This is a genomic window from Pseudomonas sp. 300 (assembly GCF_055803035.1).
The window spans coordinates 934,414-950,072 of record NZ_JAVLRV010000002.1 but is presented as its reverse complement, the minus strand read 5'-3'; the positions used below and the strand labels follow the sequence as shown (position 1 = coordinate 950,072).

Below are 15,659 nucleotides of genomic sequence, written 5' to 3'. Positions count from 1 at the left end.
GTCAGCCGACATCAATGTTGAATGTGCTGCCCTCATCGCGAGCAAGCTCGCTCCCACAGGTTCTGCATCCGAACAGACTGGCATCGGGTCTACAGCCTTTTTTCCAGCCATTCATCGAACCTGCTGAGCAACACCCCCAAACGTGATTTAATACCCGCCTTTCACAATCCTGGGACAGGGAAGCGGTACTTTCGCGGCCAAAAGTCGCCCGCCATCCACCCCCATAACCCTTAAGTTTTCCTCGCATAAGGCTGTCATGGACACGGGCTCACGACTCAAACTAGTACGCGAAAGCTACAAACTCTCCCAGCGCGAGCTGGCCCGGCGTAGCGGCGTCACCAATGCCACCATCTCCCTGATCGAACAGAATCGCGTCAGTCCCTCCGTCAGCTCCCTGAAAAAACTGCTCGAAGGCATCCCCATGTCTCTGGCGGACTTCTTCACCTTCGACCAACCACCGCGTGAGCATCAATATGTATTCCGCGCCAATGAACAGCCGGATCTCGGGCGTCATGGGTTGCGGTTGCTGTTGATTGGCGCTTCGGTGCCAAGTCGGCAGATGCGCTTGCTGCGCGAGCAGTACGCGCCTGGGGCGAGTTCGGGGGAAGAGCCGATTGTGCACTCGGAAGGCGAGGAGTGTGGGTTGGTGACGCGGGGAACGGTTGAGTTGACGGTTGATGGGCAGATCAGTGTGCTTAATGCCGGGGATGGGTATTACTTTCCGACGACGTTGCCGCACAAGTTTCGCAATATTGGCCAGGATGAAGCGGAAATCATCAGCGCCAACACTCCGGCGAACTTTTGATTTCAGCTACGGACGCCAGCCTGTAGCCGGTGCCAAAGGCTGCGTCCGCAGCCAACACCAATGTCGAATTGAGGCAGCGGCTACAGCGATTTATCAAAGTAAATGGACTTCACATCATGACCACGCAACGCATCCGCGCTCTAGCACTCTGCATCTTCCATCACGATGGCAAGATATTGGTCAACGAAGCTCGCGACCCCATCACTGAAAAGCCATTCTTCCGTCCGATCGGTGGCGGTATCGAATTCGGCGAAACCAGTGCCCAAGCCATTGTGCGTGAAGTACAGGAAGAACTCGGTTTGCCCATCACCGATGTTCGCTTGCTTGGCACGCTTGAAAGTCTCTTTACGTATAACGGCACGCCAGGGCACGAAATCGTGCAGGTCTACGATGCGAAGTTTGTGGATGCCGGTGTCTATGAGTTGTCGCACTTGAATGCTCAAGAAAGCGATGGCGCGGCCTTCGTCGCGAAGTGGCTTCCGTGGGCAAGTTTTACTGAGGACGCGCCGTTGGTTCCTGAAGGGCTTCACGAATTGCTGAATAAGGTAGCACTGCTGGACTGACGCCCGGCACCCAATAATCCCGGAGCAATCAGCGTCAGGCTGTTTCCTGACAAATCATGGAAGAACGAGATGAGAGTCATTATTGCGGTGTTGTTGATGCTTAGCGGTTACGCCTACGCCGGTTGTTCCACCATCAATGACAGTGATCAGCGCCGACTCTGCGAAGCAAGGACTAACGGCGGTAGCTGCGCCACTATCGACAACGCCGACCTTCGCCGTGCCTGCGAAGCAGAAACCAGCGGCGGCACCTGTAACACCATCGACAACGCTGACCAGCGCAGATACTGCGAAGCCAAGAAAGGCGGTGGTAACTGCGAGACCATCGACAACGCCGACCTTCGCCGTACCTGCAATGCTGAGACGGGCCATGGCGGGTGTAACAGTATCGATAACCATGACCAGCGCTTATTGTGCGAAGCCAAAACAGGTAGTGGTAGTTGCGCAAGTATTGACAATGCGGATGTGCGCAATGAGTGTGAGAGCTATAAACGCTGATTGAATGGTTAATTGCGAAACTGCACTCCACTTGACCACTCGTTTGCATTCGATCTGACCACCGATTGCATCAGATTAGACCAGCACACTTAGTAACCATGGTCAGGAGAGAGCTGCCTACTGCTGCCGGTGGCGACGGGCAGAAATCGGCCGATTCTGTTGAAAAAGTCGGTCTGCCCAAACTGCCTGATCATTGAGTGGTGAAAACGCCTTTTTTACACGCTGCTACGTGAAATCCGAGTCCGGAAGCCCCTGCAAAAAGTAAAGATTTTCAATCTCGGACGCGTACTTTCTGACGCGTAAACCATGGCCGACTTTTTCAACAGAATCGGCCAGAAGCGGACACTGGGTATGGATTGCAGATCTCGTACAGACACTACTCAAGGGGCTATGCAGACCTGTTCGAACCACGCGGCAAAGGTTGGCGATAGCTGTCATGCCGGTCCACTTCCGTCCAAAAGCTTTGGGATGCGCTGTTAACGAGGTTCGCCGCTGCCTGCTACCACTTCAGCACATTCAAATTGCATCGGATTTCACCCCCTGCACCACGGGAAACCCGCGCAACTTGGCCGACCACGTCACCATCAGCGTGGCCACCAACAGCACCAGTAGTGCAGGAGGGAATGCTTCTACGCCGAGTCGGTCGAGTAGCAGACCTCCCACAATGCCCCCGCCAGCTATTGCGATGTTCCAAGCAGTCACGAGCATGGATTGTGCGACATCTGACGCGTCGCCAGCAGTTCGGACCAATGCCGTTTGAAACAACGTTGCGGCACCGCCAAAGGCTAATCCCCACGCGCCAATCGCTACGAAAACGGCAACAGGTTCGGTGGCTGCTATACCCAGCACCATCGCTGAAATGCCAAACAATGCGGTACTCGCCAGGGTCAGCGCGCGCAGGTACTGGTCGATTAACAGCCCAACAATCCAGATTCCCAGCAGCGATGTGATTCCGAAGACTAGCAGTACTACATCCGTCTGCGCCCCCAGGCCGGCCACTTGCAGAAACGGGGCGATGTAGGTGTAGAGAATGTTGTGCGCAAGGACGAACGCCAGTACCACGAAGAGCACGGGGCGAATGCCCCACAGTGTGAATACATAGCGCAGCGACAGACGTTTTTGTTCAGCCTTTCCGGCGAAGTCCGGCACGTTGAAGCGCACCCATGCCATCAGCAGCACGGCCAGCAGGCTCATGATGCCGAAGCACATGCGCCATCCCAGGACGTTGCCCAGAAAGGTTCCGGCCGGGATGCCCAACGAGAGCGCCAGGGGTGTGCCCATCATCGCAATCGCGATGGCGCGGCCTTTGCGGTGTTCGGGCACCAGGCGCGCGGCATAGCCGGCCAATAACGCCCACAATAGCCCCGCCGCAACCCCGGCCAGAAAGCGCGCCGCGATCGTCAACGTGAAGCTGGTCGAAAACGTCGTGACCGTGTTGGCAATGGCAAAGCCGGCGATGGCAGCGAGTAGCAAGGGACGGCGACGAAATCCTTGTGTGGCCGCCGTTAACGGCATGGCGGCCATTAGCGATCCAATGGCATAGGCGGTGACGGTTTGCCCGACCCACGCCTCGGAGACGGCTAGCCCCTGTGCCATCTGCGGCAGCAGACCAGCCGGCAGTGCTTCGGTAAGGATGGTGATGAAGGCGGCCATTGCCAGCGCCAACAAGGGTGCATAAGGCATGCGATCCTGCACTTCCGAGTTCATTGGCCTAGCTCCGCGACGCCGTATACCGCGTCACGCAGGTCGGTTACGAACCGTCCCGACATGCCCTCGTACAACGTGTTGGTGAAGGCGACGACACTCAGCTTCTGCTGTCGATCCACACACCACGAATGGCCATAGGCGCCACCCCAACGCCAGGTGCCTGGCGACTCGGGGGTGACCGCCAAGGCCGGATCGCGCAGTATCGAGAACCCCAAACCAAAGCCGAACCCCGGAGCAGCGGGCAATTCCCGGCCGCCGGTTTGATCGCGTGCCATCTCCTCGACGAGTGCCGTGGGCAGCAGCTCACCGCCGCCGCGACGCAACGTTTCAAGGAGGCGCAGGAAGTCCTCGGCTGTTCCGGCCATGCCGGCACCACCCGACGCAAACGCCTGCGGGTTGAAGATGCGGGCGGGGCTGAACGGGATGCCGATCGCCCCCTCGAACGGCGAAACGATTTCGCCTTCGGCCAGCGCATGGGGCTCGGGAGTCGCACTGACGTAGGCGGTAGGCACGCGCGATGGGTCCAGCGCGGCAAAGCCAGTATCGGTCATGCGCAGCGGATCAGTCACGAGCTGGCGCACCGCATCAGCCAGTTGCTCGCCCTGCACCCGCTGAATCACCGCCCCTAGTACATCGGTTGCCACCGAATAGCCCCAGGCCGTGCCGGGCTCGTACAGCAGCGGCACGCTGGCGATGCGGCTCAGGTTCTCGGTGAGGCTGACGGTGGACGCATCCATACCATCCGAGACACCGGCCTGTGCATAGGGGCCATGCCCATCGGCTTCTAAAAAGCGATAGCCAAGCCCCGCCGTGTGACTAAGCAAATGCCGCACCGTGATGCGGGCAGCACGTCCATCAGCCAACTGTGGCCGAAACTCGGGCAACCACCGCTCAACGCTGTCATCCAGACCGAGACGGCTTTGCGCTACCAACACCAGGGCCGCCGTCGAGACAATAGGTTTGCTGACCGATGCCAAGCGAAACACCGCCTCTACGCTCATCGGCAACCGCTTCTCGCGGTCGGCCCAACCGGCCGCCTGGCGATGGACCAACTCGCCATCGCGGGCCACCAATACTACCGCGCCAACCAGTCGCTGCTGCTCCAGCGCTTGCTGGACCGTTGCTTCAATGCGCGCGGACAATTGACGTGAAAGCGTGCCCGTGGATAAAGCGATTTCGGGGAGGGTCATGCGCAGTTCCTTCTGAGAGTGGAGAACCCCGCCACGATAGAAAGTCTAGGATTAAAGAAAAACTGGGGTAGAGTTCCATTTTATGCGGAGCAGAATATCCGCAATGGAGGGCAGCATGGACAGCTTGAATGGCTTTGTGGTGTTTGTGCAGGTCGCTGAAAATCGCAGTTTCGTTGCGGCCGGCCGAATGCTGGGGGTGTCGGCGTCTGCCATCGGCAAGAGCGTGGCGCGGCTGGAAGAGAAGCTCGGTGTTCGCCTGTTTCACCGCAGCACGCGCAGCGTCACGCCGACTGCCGAAGGCATGCTGTTTCTGGAGCGCAGCCGTCGGATTCTGGCAGAAATCGAGGCGGCTCAACTGGAACTGTCGCAAGCCAGCGTCGCTCCACGTGGACGCTTGAGGGTCAGCCTGCCCTTGGTAAGTTCGCTGGTACATCCGGTGCTCGGCGACTTCATGCGTGAGTACCCGGCCATTGAATTGGACCTGGACTTCAGCGACCGCCTGGTCGATGTGATCGAGGAAGGTTTCGACGTCGTGGTCAGAACCGGCGTGCCTACGGATTCGCGTTTATCGGCGCGTAAGCTCGGTTCATTCCGTTCGTTGCTGGTCGCCTCGCCGGACTACCTGGCAGCGCGTGGTACGCCAAAGGTACCAACCGATCTGCTGCAGCACAGCTGCTTGCACTACCGTTTCCCCAATAGTGGCAAGCTGGAAACCTGGGCCTTGCGTCGTACTGCTGAGGAGCCCGAGTTATCCTTGCCCATTTCGATGATCTGCAACACCATCGAAACCCGTTTATGCTTTGCCTTGCGGGGACTGGGCATCGCCTATCTGCCGGAGTTCTCCGTGAGGCAGGCGCTGACCGAGGGGCAGCTGTGGACCGTTTTGCCAGAGCACACAGAGCGCAATGGCGAGTTTCATTTACTCTGGCCTTCCAGTAAACACCCTTCTCCCAAGGTGCGGGTATTCGTCGACTTCCTCTGCGCCCGGGTTTTTCCGGGGAGAAAGGGGACGGATTTATTTTCACTACTCTAAACGTCCACTATCGGCCCAGAGTGTGTAAAAACGCTTAGTCAAAATCGAAGTCTGCGCTTCTATGTGAAATCTGAAGTTTATCGGCTGGTTGGCAGACCTGAATTTTGCGTAGATGCGCGATTTTAAGCCCTGATTTGTTTCCAATCTCGCTGAAAAACGTTTTTACACACTCTGGGCCGATTGCTGCCTATCTGGAAAGGCTACAGACGACCCAAAGCCGTCATTCGAATTGAACCCTTGGATGCCTTCGATTATTTCGTAATTGTGAAACGATACGCTTGTTCCTGCAGGCTCGTTTTGATTAGTGCGGCCAATTGTTGGGTAGCTGGTGTTGGGTCGTCGCCATTGCTGTGAAGCACATAGCCAAGGCTTGGCACGGGGGGTAAGCCAGAAACAACGGTGAGATGGCTCGGCAGCCCGATGCGGGTTCGCAGCGTCAGGCCCAATCCGGCGGCGACCGCCGCCCAGATACCGCCGACGCTGGGGCTGGTCAGGGCGATCCGCCAAGGTATTTGCGCGGCATCCAGCGCCTGGGTGGCGGCGCTGCGCAATACGCAAGGTGCGTCGAACATGATCAATGGCAACGATGAGTCATCAAGGGCCGCCAGCAATGGCATATCGCGGGCCCCGATCCAGTGCATTTGTGTTTCGCCCAAACGTGTGGCGTAGGGCGACAGGTGCCCGGTGTCCCAGGTCAGGGCCAGGTCCAGATCGGCGCTTTCGAGCAGAGCAAGCAGTTCGGCGTTACGGGCAATCCTGACTTCGAGATTCACACTCGGGTAAGTCTGGACGAAGCGTCGCAGGATATCGCTCAGGAAATGTTCCCCAAAGTCCTCTTGAAGCCCGAGGCGTACGGTCCCGGCGGTTTGGCTTTCATGCAGGGTCTGGAAAATGCTGTCGTTCAGTTCCAGCAACCGGCGGGCATGGCTGAGTAGTGTTTCTCCCGTGGGGGTCAAGACCAGTCCGCGACCGGATTTAGTCAGTACCGGCGTGCCGACCTGCTCCTCGAGTTTTTTCAATTGAGCGCTTACGGCAGACGTCGACCGACCGAGACGATCCGCCGCTTTGGCAAAACTGTTGAACTCCACGCCGGTGACGAAGGTGCGTAATACGTCAAGATCGAAGGCTGGGCGGCGCATTTAATAGTCCACTAATTCGGGATGATTGGCGCTATTAAATCTGATATTCGGAATTGTCGCGACTTGATAGTTTTCCCCCGTCAATTGGGACATCAGGGGAAAAACATCATGAGTGCTTCGATGATCACGGGGCGGGAGCATCAGAACAGCTACCCGCAGAAGTTTACCGAGCTGACCGACAACGTATTGTTTGGCGACATTTGGACGCGTACGCAATTGAAGCCCCGTGAACGCAGTCTGGCGACGGTGGCCGCGCTGGTGGCGATGTACCGTCTGGAGCAACTGCCATTTCATTTGAAACGTGCATTGGATAACGGCTTGTGTGTTGACGAACTGGCCGAAGTCATAACCCATCTGGCGTTTTATTCAGGTTGGCCGACAGCCGCCTCGGCGCTGAATTTGCTCAGTGAGCTACAGGCTTGCCTTCCAATACGTCAGGAGTAACCGTTGATGCCGTTTGCACGAATTTCATTGCACCGCGGGAAGTCGGTCGAGTATTTACAGGCATTGTCTGAGGGGTTACACGACGCCTTGGTCGAGAGCTTCGAAGTACCGAAGACTGATCGCTTCCAGGCCATTCACCAACATGAGATCGGCGAGCTGATATTTGATCCCCACTACTTGGGTGGGCCGCGTAGCCATGACTTTGTGCTAATCGCGATTACCGCAGGCCGTCCTCGAAGTGTTGAGACCAAACAGCGTTTTTACCGCGATCTGGTCGAGAAGTTGGGGCGGGCGACGGGACTGAACGGGGAGGATGTCATGGTGGTGATTTCCACTACGGCCGGCGATGAGTGGTCGTTTGGAGGAGGGCGGGGCAACTAGCCTTCGGGTTTGTGCAGCGCCTGTATCCCATAAATACGGGCCGTCTGTGTCTATCGGCACCATCGCCAGATTGATACGGTCTGCATTTATTGTATTTCGATGAGGTAACCATGGATCTTACTGCAATCCCCTTCGGTACCACCGATTGGTTAACGATAGAGCCGGTGACGCATGCCGGCCAGACAGGCACAGCCTATTGGCGTACCTGCCAGTTCGGTTCAACGCGTGTGCGGATGGTCGAGTACAGCCCTGGATATTTGGCCGATCATTGGTGTTGGAGGGGGCACATCCTGTTGTGCCTGGAGGGTCAGTTGCATACAGAACTGGAAGATGGTCGTCAGTTCACGCTGACACCGGGCATGAGTTATCAGGTGGGTAACAATGCTGAGGGACATCGGTCATTCACCACCACCGGGGCGAAGTTGTTCATCGTGGATTAGTCGTGGGGGGCGGACCTGCATAACGCGCCCACACAATCCGTTTGTGGTCCATGCAGCCGCAATCATTGGGTCTGGAATATACGTGTGCGAATGACTGATTCTGACCGATTGCTGTCTGTAAGGAAGGGCCGCAAACCGCCAGAGAGATTACAACGAAACAGCGATGCTGGAGCGTGTTTGTAATGGCGAACACATCGCTGTCATTCTCAAGCATTGCTGTTTTACGTTGGTTTCTCTGCCTCTAAATCATGGAGAGGCCGACCAGACGGCTAGCTCATAGCCATCTGGGTCGATGAAGTGGAAACGGCGCCCACCTGGGAACGAGAAAACTTCACGACTGATCGTAGCGCCTGCTGCCTTGAGCCTCAGCTCGGTACGGTCTAGATCTTCCGCGTAGAGGATGACCAATGGCCCGCCCGTTCGCACAGGTTCTCCTGTAGTGAATCCACCTGTTATACGACCGTCGCTGAACTCGCTATAAGTCGGGCCGTAGTCGATGAAACTCCAGTCGAATACGCTCCCGTAAAAGGCCTTGCTTCGAGCTATGTCGACGACATTGAACTCGATGTTGTCGATCTGACGGTCTTTTCCTCGAATGCCCATTGACGCTTCCTTGAGTGATTGGGAGGAAGCGAGTTTAGGGCATTCGCCAATATATGTGTTCATGCATAGGGCTATCACCACCTCTATGAACTGGCGGAGTTGATGAATGACAGCTTTTGGCCGAGAGTGTTTAAAAACGTCAGATTTAGTTTTTTATATCGACGCCAGGAGACCGTGCTCACGGTTCGCAAACTGATCAAGGCCACAACGCTTCCAGGAAAAGTTAAAACGGCTCAGCAGCCTATTAAAGTCATTTGGACGGGGTAAAAAAGACCGGTTTTTACGCCGTTAACGCTTTCATCAAGCCAGTGGTGCGGATGATTTTCATGATCCTTTTCAGGTTGTCAGCGAGCACGTTCAGGCTCATCTCTGCACTCACCCCGTTAAGCTTTCGGGTCAGGAAGTGTGTCGCGCCCATCCATTGCTTGAGCGTCCCGAAGGGATGCTCAACCGTCCGTTTTCGGATCCGCATCATTTCCGGCGCGTTGCTCAGCCGGCTCTGCATCTCCTCCAATACGGCCTCATGCTCCCAGCGTCGAACCCGCCGTTGTGTGTTTGGTGTGCAATGCGGCTTCATTGCGCAGGCCCGGCATTACGAACGCCAGTAACGGTGCAACGTCAGGTCTTTTTCAACGTTGGTATAGCGCCAGATCAGCGCCTCTCCAGCCGGGCAAATGTATTCGTTTTTTGCCGCGTCATAGATGAGGCATCGTTATTGAAACGCCCGTCAGCCTTGGCTCCAGAGGTCATCGGCTTGGGCACATAGGCGGTGATGCCTGCATCGTGACAAGCGAGGACTTGTTCGCTTTTGAAGTAACCTCGGTCAGCCACTACCGATAACGTATCTGACGCCATCGCCTCGCGGGCCTGCTTGGCCATCGAGCTGAATTTCAATGACCTGTAACTCTTTCATCTGAGCTTTGGAGCGATTGAGGGTTTTTGCTGATCGGCTTCGTCGAGCGCAGTCAGGTACCGATTGATACTCGATTCAATTTCTTCCATTCGCCGCTTAAGCTTGGCGCTGGTGAAATTGCGGTCGCGGGAAGTCCGGCATCCAACGCCCGGTCAACCACATCAGTTCGATGTTGCGTTGAGCTTCTCGCTCCAAACGTCGGCTCGATTGGATGCGGTTGAGATAGCCGTAGATGTAGATCTTCAGCAAGATCGCGGGGTGGCAAGCAGGCCGGCCAGTATCGGCTGGAATGGCACCTTCAAAACCCAGATTGACCAGGTTGAGTTCGTCGACAAAGACATCGACTACGCGTACCGGATTGGTATCGCTGACGCAGTCGTCGAGGCTCTCGGGAAGTTAGGTGCCTTGGCCTCGATGTTCACCTTGAATGAAGCGCTTCATGGGCGATCCCTGCGATGAAATCCTCAGAAATCATAGCAAGGGTTCTCGACAATGTTTTGTTCACGATTTCAGCCAAAAATAGATCCTACACTTGACCTACTCCGGATCGTGACAACAGACGCAAAGCTTGTTTCCTTCAGGGTCTCGAAAATACGCCCCATAAAAATTCGGGTGGTATTCGGGTCGCAAGCCCGGAACGCCTTCACATGTTCCATCCAATGCCAACGCCAAGGCATGGGCGTTGTGTACGATCTGTCGATTAGGTGCCAGCAGAGCAATCATTTGCCCATTTCCTAGCGTCGCAGATTCGCCGTCGAACGGTTTGCCCACCACGAAAAGAGGGCGTGCAGTGTCGGGGTGTTTCCAGCCCGCCCATGGGCGTTCAAGGTCTGTGAACTTGAGATCAAGTCCGAGTATCTGCATGACCCCTTGATAAAACACAAGTGCTCGATTGAAGTCATTCACTCCGATGAATACATGTGAAATCATTTTTTGTCCTAAAAAGAGGAAGCCTTCTCGCACCATACCAAGAAATGTCAGGCTGTTTTCGACTCCTAGCCTGAAACATACTCCGTCGGTCTTGGAAGCTGTTTTTACACACTCTGGGCAAGAAGCTGTCACTCATTATCGATAAAAAAGTGGGTGATTTCGATCGTAAATAAACCGTGGAAATCGTCGGTTTGATCTAGGCTTGAGTGAAATGATGCTGGAGAAAGCACCATGTCCATCGCTTTCAGAAATCCGTTGGCCCTAGCCTTGGCTGTCTTCTTTTGCACAGCCGTGTCCGGAGAGGCTGCAGCAGACAGCAATGCTCCACCGGCAATACTTCCGTTAGAATCGGAGGCTGCGCCGAAACTCATTGCTTATCCGCCGCTTGCCGAGCCACTCGCCCGTGGTGTTGTCATCATCCAGTATCGAACAGAACACTCCAGGATCATGCCGGTATTTGGCAAAGCGGCTGCTGATGTATCACCACGTCTCAGTCACCTTCACGTGACCGTCGATGACTGGAAAGGTACATGGGCGCACACCAGTGAAGACCCGATTATCTTGGTTGGACTTACTCCTGGCACGCACAAGGTTCTTCTTGAGGTGGCCGACCCAACTCACAAAATAATCACCAATACGACCTTGAGTTTTATTGTTCCGGAGAAGATACCAACGGCGGCCGCCCACATTGAGGATGAACACGCAGTAAAACCATAACTATTGAATGTTCATCGCTAATTGCGGTGGTGTGAGTAGCAGTTGATTTCGAAAAAACATCTGACTGCTACTCAGTCGATTTCTGCCTTTCGTCACCGTCAGCTTTGGGTCGAAAGCTATTTGCTCCGCTATTGCAGCGGAACATACACATCTGTTTGCCATTGATCCTGTGGCGTCTCAGGATGGACGCTCAGGTAATTGAAGAATAGCGGCTGGTCACGAAGTTCCTCACCACTGGCAGGTAGCCAATCGCGGTAAATCGGATAGATCGTTTCGCCGATGTGATCCGGCGACCCCGCGTGTCGCACCACGACGTAGCGACCGGCAGGAATGACGATCTCGTGCACGCCGAACTCATTCGGCGCCACGGCCTCGTAAATCTCGCCGCAGATTGCGAAGCGGAATGCTTGTGGAGGTGTCGTATCGGGGTTGCTATAGGGAATGCCAAAGGTGCGACTCGATGCCACCGGCGACTGTCCGCTCTGCATACGCCACTCGATGAACGTGCGCACGCTCTCATTGACGAGCCCGGCTGGTCCGCAGTGCTGAAGCGCTGCTACCTTGACTTCAGGGAAATTTATGATTCGTACTTGCATGATGATAGTCCTGGAAAAGTGAGGGATTGCGAATACCGCATTCCAGACCTGCCAGTTCGGTTCCTTCCTGAACGCGCTCGGCGACATACCGAACGCCCGCCTGAACGCCCTGCAAAATGCCTCGGGACTTTCAAAGCTGGCATCGAGTGCGGCGTCCAGTATCGAGTGATCAGCGAGGGCGGCCAGTCTATGTGCCGCGCGTCGTAGTCGCATCAGTTGCACATAACGTGAGACAGGCACTCCTACGAACGCGGTGAATTGTCGATGGAAGTGAAACGCCGAAAAGTTCGCCACATGGCTCAACGTCTTCACCGACAGGTCACCTTCAAGATTGGCATCAATGTAGGCGAGTACGGCGTTGAAGCGTTTTGTGTAAGCGAAATTGGTCAGCATGTCAGACACTGGAAAAAGCTCCTGGAGGTACGGTCGGCAATAGAGTCGACTATAGCGGCGTGAACGCGCCTAGCCGCGTTTGCTCAAGGCACGTTTTGGGTTAGCCAATACGATATCTTCCAAGGCGATGTAAAGGTCGGGGGTATTTCAGGTGTCCACTTCTGGCCGTTCTCTGCTGGTCATGGTTACGAAGCGTGCTGGTCAAGTCCGATGCAAATGACTGGTCAGGTCGAATGCAAACGGGTGGTCGAGTCAGTGCAATTACCCAGTTAATGGGGAAGTTAAGGAAAAAAAAGGTGACAGATCTATTTAATAAATAGGTCTGTCACCTTTTTGATTTAATGCTGTGTCACCGGCCTTGATGGTTTCTGCGATGTGAGCAGCCATTATCTTCGGGCTGTCGAGAAAGCGGAAAGCTGCGTGAATATTTGTGCCAAAAGTATCGAGTTAGAGGATAGGCATAGCCCAAATGGCGTTTCTATTCGGTTATTAAAGCTCTTCCAGCTGAGTCGCTATGAGGTAATAAAAACCCGCATCACACGCGGGTTTTTTTGCTTTGAATTCGGTCATTAACCTTTGGATGTATCAAACCCACGCTGTTCAATAACCCGAAACACATCACCTACATCCCGGAGCAGGATCAAGGCGATGTTGGTGACGGTGTTGATGTCGTTTTCGGCGTAGTCCGGCAGGCTGGTGCAGGCCATGAGGTTGAGGTATTTGAGGACGGCGTTGAGGCGTTCGCTGACGCAGTTGTGCAGTTCGCGGAGGGGGGCGTCGCTGTCGATTAGGAGGACGGGGTAGTCGGTGGCGAATTGGGACATGGGGGTGAAGCTGTGAGACGGATTGTTCATTGGCATAAATAAATCTTCCTCGTATTTGAAAGAAGAGCTGCCGCCATTCGCTGCGAAACGAATTGGGTGGTAGCTGTGTGCGGGTTCGCAGACCAAGGATACGAGGAGCCCGGCAGACCCGAAGGTCTCCCACACACAGCCACCATAAAACGGGTTTCGGACACTGTTGCGACCGTCATTCCATTTATGGTGCTGCGTTCTACACGTATCTTAAGGGCTGCGAAACCCCCGTCGCTGACTTGTATCTGCGACTGGCCGAACTATAGGCGCCCATTTTGGCGCTCACAACCGCGCTGTAGGACGCTTTCGCGGTTGTTGCGGCAAGGCTGAATGCCACTGTTTTCCGGCTTGTCACGGTGATTCGGGACATGTGGAGTGCCTTGGGAAATGGGGTGCAGGTTTTGGGGCCGCTTCGCAGCCTAACGGGGATAAATCCCCTCGCCACAAAGGGTAAATTCCTACGAAATTTTCGGACTTCAGTTTTGAAGTCGAGTGGCCAGAAACAACGAAGCCCCAATCATTGGGGCTTTGTCATTTCAAACTGGGGTGTTTTCCAAACTGCTATCGCGGCTCCCCCGACATCATTGTCTAGCCTGCGGCGAATGCGGATTGTGATCGGTGTGTTTCGGGCCGGCCAATGCCCACGCGATCAATCCGAACAGTGGCACAAACACGATCACCACCATCCATACGAGTTTGTTGCTGGATTTGCCTTCGGCTTTGCGCACTTTGTTAATTGCCCATAGCTCAACCAGCACAAGAACGGCGGCGAGTACGATCCAGATGGTTTCGGTTTGCATGGGTTGCCCTCCTGATGGTCTTACAGTTAGGTGGGCAGGCGGTGGAGGGGTTCATTAATTTTGTGGGTGTTTGTGGATGGCTCGCTGATGGAGTAGCGCACGATTAGACCGGTATATTTCGCGAGCAGGCTCGCTCCCACAGGGGGAGCGTTTCTTGCTCGTACTGTAAACACGCCAGGCGGGCTCAGTTATTGACCTGCTGATTCCTCCCATACACATCTTCCAAGCGCTGAATATCGTCCTCACCCAAGTAACTCCCGGACTGCACTTCAATCACTTCCAACGGAATTTTCCCTGGGTTGGCCAGCCGATGCACCGAAGCAATCGGGATGTAGGTGGACTGGTTTTCCGTCAGCAGGAACACCTTGTCGTTGCACGTCACCTGGGCGGTGCCGGAGACGACGATCCAGTGTTCGGCGCGGTGGTGGTGCATTTGCAGGGAGAGTTGTGCTCCGGGTTTCACGGTGATGTGTTTGACCTGGTGGCGGATACCGTTGTCCACCGAGTGGTAACTGCCCCAGGGACGATACACCGCGCAGTTGTTCTGGGTTTCCGAGCGGCCCTTGGCATCGAGTGCATTCACCAGTTTTTTCACGTCTTGCACGTTGTCGCGGTTTGCGACCATCAGTGCGTCCTCGGTTTCTATCACGACGAGGTTTTCCACTCCGAGCAGGGTCACCAGTTTGCTGCTGCCATGTACGAAGCAACGGCGGCTGTTGTAGCTGACGACATCGCCTTTGAACACGTTGTCATCGCCGTCCTTGTCATGCACATCCCACAGCGAAGACCAGCAACCGACGTCACTCCAGCCGGCGCTGAGTGGGACGACCCAGGCGCGGCTGGTGTGCTCCATCACCGCGTAATCAATGGAGTTGTCCGGGCAGCATTCAAAGGTAACGCGATCGATGCTGGTCACGCCTTCGTTGCTAGGGCTGCGCTCCAGGGCCATCACGCAGGTGTCGTACATGTCCGGCTCGTGAGTGCGCAGCTCTTCGAGGTAGCGACTGGCACGGAACAGGAACATCCCGCTGTTCCAGAAGTATTCGCCGGAGCGGACAAATTCGGCGGCGGTTTGCGCGTCGGGTTTCTCGATAAATTGCTCGACCTTGAAGGCACTGGAGCCGGCATCGCTGCAGTCGGCCTTGATGTAGCCAAAGCCGGTTTCCGGGCGCAGCGCCGGAATGCCGAACAGCACGAGATTGCCTTTGAGCGCTTCCTCCTGCGCGATTCCCAATGTGGCGCGCAAGGCGGGAACGTCGCTGATCACATGGTCGGCCGGAAGCACCAACATGAGCTCATCGCGGCCCTCGGCAATCAGCTTGAGGGCTGCCAGCGCTACCGCCGGTGCGGTGTTGCGGCCGAAGGGTTCGAGCAGGATCGCCTGCGGCTTGCAGCCGATGGCGGCGAGTTGTTCGTTGACGAGAAAGCGATGCTCCTGATTGCACACCACAATCGGCTTGCCGATCCCCTCGAATTCCAGGCGCTGCAGGGTTTGCTGGAATAGCGATCCTTCGCCGGCCAGGCTCAGGAACTGTTTGGGATACATCTTGCGCGACAGCGGCCACAACCGCGAACCACTGCCACCGGACAGAATGACTGGAATCATTTTCTTGCCTCCCGCACCTTCATCATTCGATATGAAGGCGCTTCGAACCG

At 55.6% G+C, this 15,659-nt stretch carries 17 protein-coding genes and 1 pseudogene; 8 read left to right on the top strand and 10 right to left on the bottom strand.

From position 1 onward, the window contains the following. The first annotated feature begins 256 nt into the window (after positions 1 to 256). From Q7W83_RS10660 to Q7W83_RS10650, 3 genes are all read left to right on the top strand, one after another. Positions 257 to 805, top strand: coding sequence for a cupin domain-containing protein (locus tag Q7W83_RS10660; RefSeq protein ID WP_007946335.1), 549 nt, complete (start codon positions 257 to 259; stop codon positions 803 to 805). A gap of 116 nt (positions 806 to 921) precedes the next feature. After that, positions 922 to 1,368, top strand: coding sequence for an NUDIX hydrolase (locus Q7W83_RS10655; RefSeq protein WP_473655989.1), 447 nt, complete (start codon positions 922 to 924; stop codon positions 1,366 to 1,368). 69 nt (positions 1,369 to 1,437) lie between these two features. Further along, on the top strand, positions 1,438 to 1,863 hold the full coding sequence (locus Q7W83_RS10650) for a hypothetical protein (RefSeq protein WP_473655988.1): 426 nt from the start codon (positions 1,438 to 1,440) through the stop codon (positions 1,861 to 1,863). A 516-nt stretch (positions 1,864 to 2,379) separates the two neighbouring features. On the opposite strand, the gene Q7W83_RS10645 is transcribed toward Q7W83_RS10650, so the two are convergent. Both Q7W83_RS10645 and Q7W83_RS10640 read right to left on the bottom strand, forming a co-directional pair. Beyond that, on the bottom strand, positions 2,380 to 3,570 hold the full coding sequence (locus tag Q7W83_RS10645; RefSeq protein WP_473655987.1) for an MFS transporter: 1,191 nt from the start codon (positions 3,568 to 3,570) through the stop codon (positions 2,380 to 2,382). Beyond that, the gene (locus Q7W83_RS10640; protein ID WP_458377304.1) at positions 3,567 to 4,760 is read right to left on the bottom strand and encodes a serine hydrolase domain-containing protein; all 1,194 of its coding nucleotides are present in this window, start codon (positions 4,758 to 4,760) and stop codon (positions 3,567 to 3,569) included. Before Q7W83_RS10640 ends, Q7W83_RS10645 begins: the two co-directional genes overlap by 4 nt. A gap of 115 nt (positions 4,761 to 4,875) precedes the next feature. On the opposite strand from Q7W83_RS10640, the gene Q7W83_RS10635 reads away from it, so the two are divergent. Continuing rightward, a complete protein-coding gene (locus Q7W83_RS10635; RefSeq protein WP_473655986.1) occupies positions 4,876 to 5,793 on the top strand; it encodes a LysR family transcriptional regulator in 918 nt (305 codons plus the stop codon). Between the two features lie 251 nt (positions 5,794 to 6,044). On the opposite strand, the gene Q7W83_RS10630 is transcribed toward Q7W83_RS10635, so the two are convergent. After that, the gene (locus tag Q7W83_RS10630) at positions 6,045 to 6,932 is read right to left on the bottom strand and encodes a LysR substrate-binding domain-containing protein (RefSeq protein WP_473655985.1); all 888 of its coding nucleotides are present in this window, start codon (positions 6,930 to 6,932) and stop codon (positions 6,045 to 6,047) included. A 108-nt stretch (positions 6,933 to 7,040) separates the two neighbouring features. Between Q7W83_RS10630 and Q7W83_RS10625 the strand changes: the two genes are divergently transcribed. From Q7W83_RS10625 to Q7W83_RS10615, 3 genes are all read left to right on the top strand, one after another. Beyond that, a complete protein-coding gene (locus Q7W83_RS10625) occupies positions 7,041 to 7,376 on the top strand; it encodes a carboxymuconolactone decarboxylase family protein (RefSeq protein ID WP_150633842.1) in 336 nt (111 codons plus the stop codon). Positions 7,377 to 7,382: 6 nt separating this feature from the next. Beyond that, positions 7,383 to 7,757, top strand: coding sequence for a tautomerase family protein (locus tag Q7W83_RS10620; RefSeq protein WP_150633841.1), 375 nt, complete (start codon positions 7,383 to 7,385; stop codon positions 7,755 to 7,757). A gap of 110 nt (positions 7,758 to 7,867) precedes the next feature. Beyond that, complete coding sequence (locus Q7W83_RS10615; protein ID WP_150633840.1) at positions 7,868 to 8,197, top strand: DHCW motif cupin fold protein; 330 nt, start codon at positions 7,868 to 7,870, stop codon at positions 8,195 to 8,197. Positions 8,198 to 8,443: 246 nt separating this feature from the next. Here Q7W83_RS10615 and Q7W83_RS10610 read toward each other — a convergent pair whose 3' ends face one another. From Q7W83_RS10610 to Q7W83_RS10600, 3 genes and pseudogenes are all read right to left on the bottom strand, one after another. Then, complete coding sequence (locus Q7W83_RS10610) at positions 8,444 to 8,800, bottom strand: VOC family protein (protein ID WP_150639535.1); 357 nt, start codon at positions 8,798 to 8,800, stop codon at positions 8,444 to 8,446. 280 nt (positions 8,801 to 9,080) lie between these two features. Further along, a pseudogene (locus tag Q7W83_RS10605) lies at positions 9,081 to 10,154 on the bottom strand (transposase). Between the two features lie 96 nt (positions 10,155 to 10,250). Continuing rightward, positions 10,251 to 10,775, bottom strand: coding sequence for a VOC family protein (locus Q7W83_RS10600; protein ID WP_224792481.1), 525 nt, complete (start codon positions 10,773 to 10,775; stop codon positions 10,251 to 10,253). 99 nt (positions 10,776 to 10,874) lie between these two features. On the opposite strand from Q7W83_RS10600, the gene Q7W83_RS10595 reads away from it, so the two are divergent. Then, a complete protein-coding gene (locus tag Q7W83_RS10595) occupies positions 10,875 to 11,360 on the top strand; it encodes a DUF6130 family protein (RefSeq protein ID WP_150639469.1) in 486 nt (161 codons plus the stop codon). A 128-nt stretch (positions 11,361 to 11,488) separates the two neighbouring features. Here Q7W83_RS10595 and Q7W83_RS10590 read toward each other — a convergent pair whose 3' ends face one another. From Q7W83_RS10590 to Q7W83_RS10575, 4 genes are all read right to left on the bottom strand, one after another. After that, complete coding sequence (locus tag Q7W83_RS10590; protein WP_473655984.1) at positions 11,489 to 12,358, bottom strand: AraC family transcriptional regulator; 870 nt, start codon at positions 12,356 to 12,358, stop codon at positions 11,489 to 11,491. 560 nt (positions 12,359 to 12,918) lie between these two features. Then, positions 12,919 to 13,209, bottom strand: coding sequence for a fructose-bisphosphate aldolase (locus Q7W83_RS10585; protein ID WP_407015312.1), 291 nt, complete (start codon positions 13,207 to 13,209; stop codon positions 12,919 to 12,921). Between the two features lie 575 nt (positions 13,210 to 13,784). Beyond that, on the bottom strand, positions 13,785 to 14,003 hold the full coding sequence (locus Q7W83_RS10580; RefSeq protein WP_150632975.1) for a PLD nuclease N-terminal domain-containing protein: 219 nt from the start codon (positions 14,001 to 14,003) through the stop codon (positions 13,785 to 13,787). Between the two features lie 184 nt (positions 14,004 to 14,187). Continuing rightward, the gene (locus tag Q7W83_RS10575; protein ID WP_150632976.1) at positions 14,188 to 15,609 is read right to left on the bottom strand and encodes a mannose-1-phosphate guanylyltransferase/mannose-6-phosphate isomerase; all 1,422 of its coding nucleotides are present in this window, start codon (positions 15,607 to 15,609) and stop codon (positions 14,188 to 14,190) included. Positions 15,610 to 15,659: the final 50 nt, after the last annotated feature.

Excerpts from the sequence above, each read along its gene's own strand:
- Q7W83_RS10660 (WP_007946335.1), top strand. The coding sequence starts at position 257 with ATGGACACGGGCTCACGACTCAAACTAGTACGCGAAAGCTACAAACTC.
- Q7W83_RS10655 (WP_473655989.1), top strand. The coding sequence starts at position 922 with ATGACCACGCAACGCATCCGCGCTCTAGCACTCTGCATCTTCCATCAC.
- Q7W83_RS10650 (WP_473655988.1), top strand. The coding sequence starts at position 1,438 with ATGAGAGTCATTATTGCGGTGTTGTTGATGCTTAGCGGTTACGCCTAC.
- Q7W83_RS10645 (WP_473655987.1), bottom strand. The coding sequence starts at position 3,570 with ATGAACTCGGAAGTGCAGGATCGCATGCCTTATGCACCCTTGTTGGCG.
- Q7W83_RS10640 (WP_458377304.1), bottom strand. The coding sequence starts at position 4,760 with ATGACCCTCCCCGAAATCGCTTTATCCACGGGCACGCTTTCACGTCAA.
- Q7W83_RS10635 (WP_473655986.1), top strand. The coding sequence starts at position 4,876 with ATGGACAGCTTGAATGGCTTTGTGGTGTTTGTGCAGGTCGCTGAAAAT.
- Q7W83_RS10630 (WP_473655985.1), bottom strand. The coding sequence starts at position 6,932 with ATGCGCCGCCCAGCCTTCGATCTTGACGTATTACGCACCTTCGTCACC.
- Q7W83_RS10625 (WP_150633842.1), top strand. The coding sequence starts at position 7,041 with ATGAGTGCTTCGATGATCACGGGGCGGGAGCATCAGAACAGCTACCCG.
- Q7W83_RS10620 (WP_150633841.1), top strand. The coding sequence starts at position 7,383 with ATGCCGTTTGCACGAATTTCATTGCACCGCGGGAAGTCGGTCGAGTAT.
- Q7W83_RS10615 (WP_150633840.1), top strand. The coding sequence starts at position 7,868 with ATGGATCTTACTGCAATCCCCTTCGGTACCACCGATTGGTTAACGATA.
- Q7W83_RS10610 (WP_150639535.1), bottom strand. The coding sequence starts at position 8,800 with ATGGGCATTCGAGGAAAAGACCGTCAGATCGACAACATCGAGTTCAAT.
- Q7W83_RS10595 (WP_150639469.1), top strand. The coding sequence starts at position 10,875 with ATGTCCATCGCTTTCAGAAATCCGTTGGCCCTAGCCTTGGCTGTCTTC.
- Q7W83_RS10585 (WP_407015312.1), bottom strand. The coding sequence starts at position 13,209 with ATGCCAATGAACAATCCGTCTCACAGCTTCACCCCCATGTCCCAATTC.
- Q7W83_RS10580 (WP_150632975.1), bottom strand. The coding sequence starts at position 14,003 with ATGCAAACCGAAACCATCTGGATCGTACTCGCCGCCGTTCTTGTGCTG.
- Q7W83_RS10575 (WP_150632976.1), bottom strand. The coding sequence starts at position 15,609 with ATGATTCCAGTCATTCTGTCCGGTGGCAGTGGTTCGCGGTTGTGGCCG.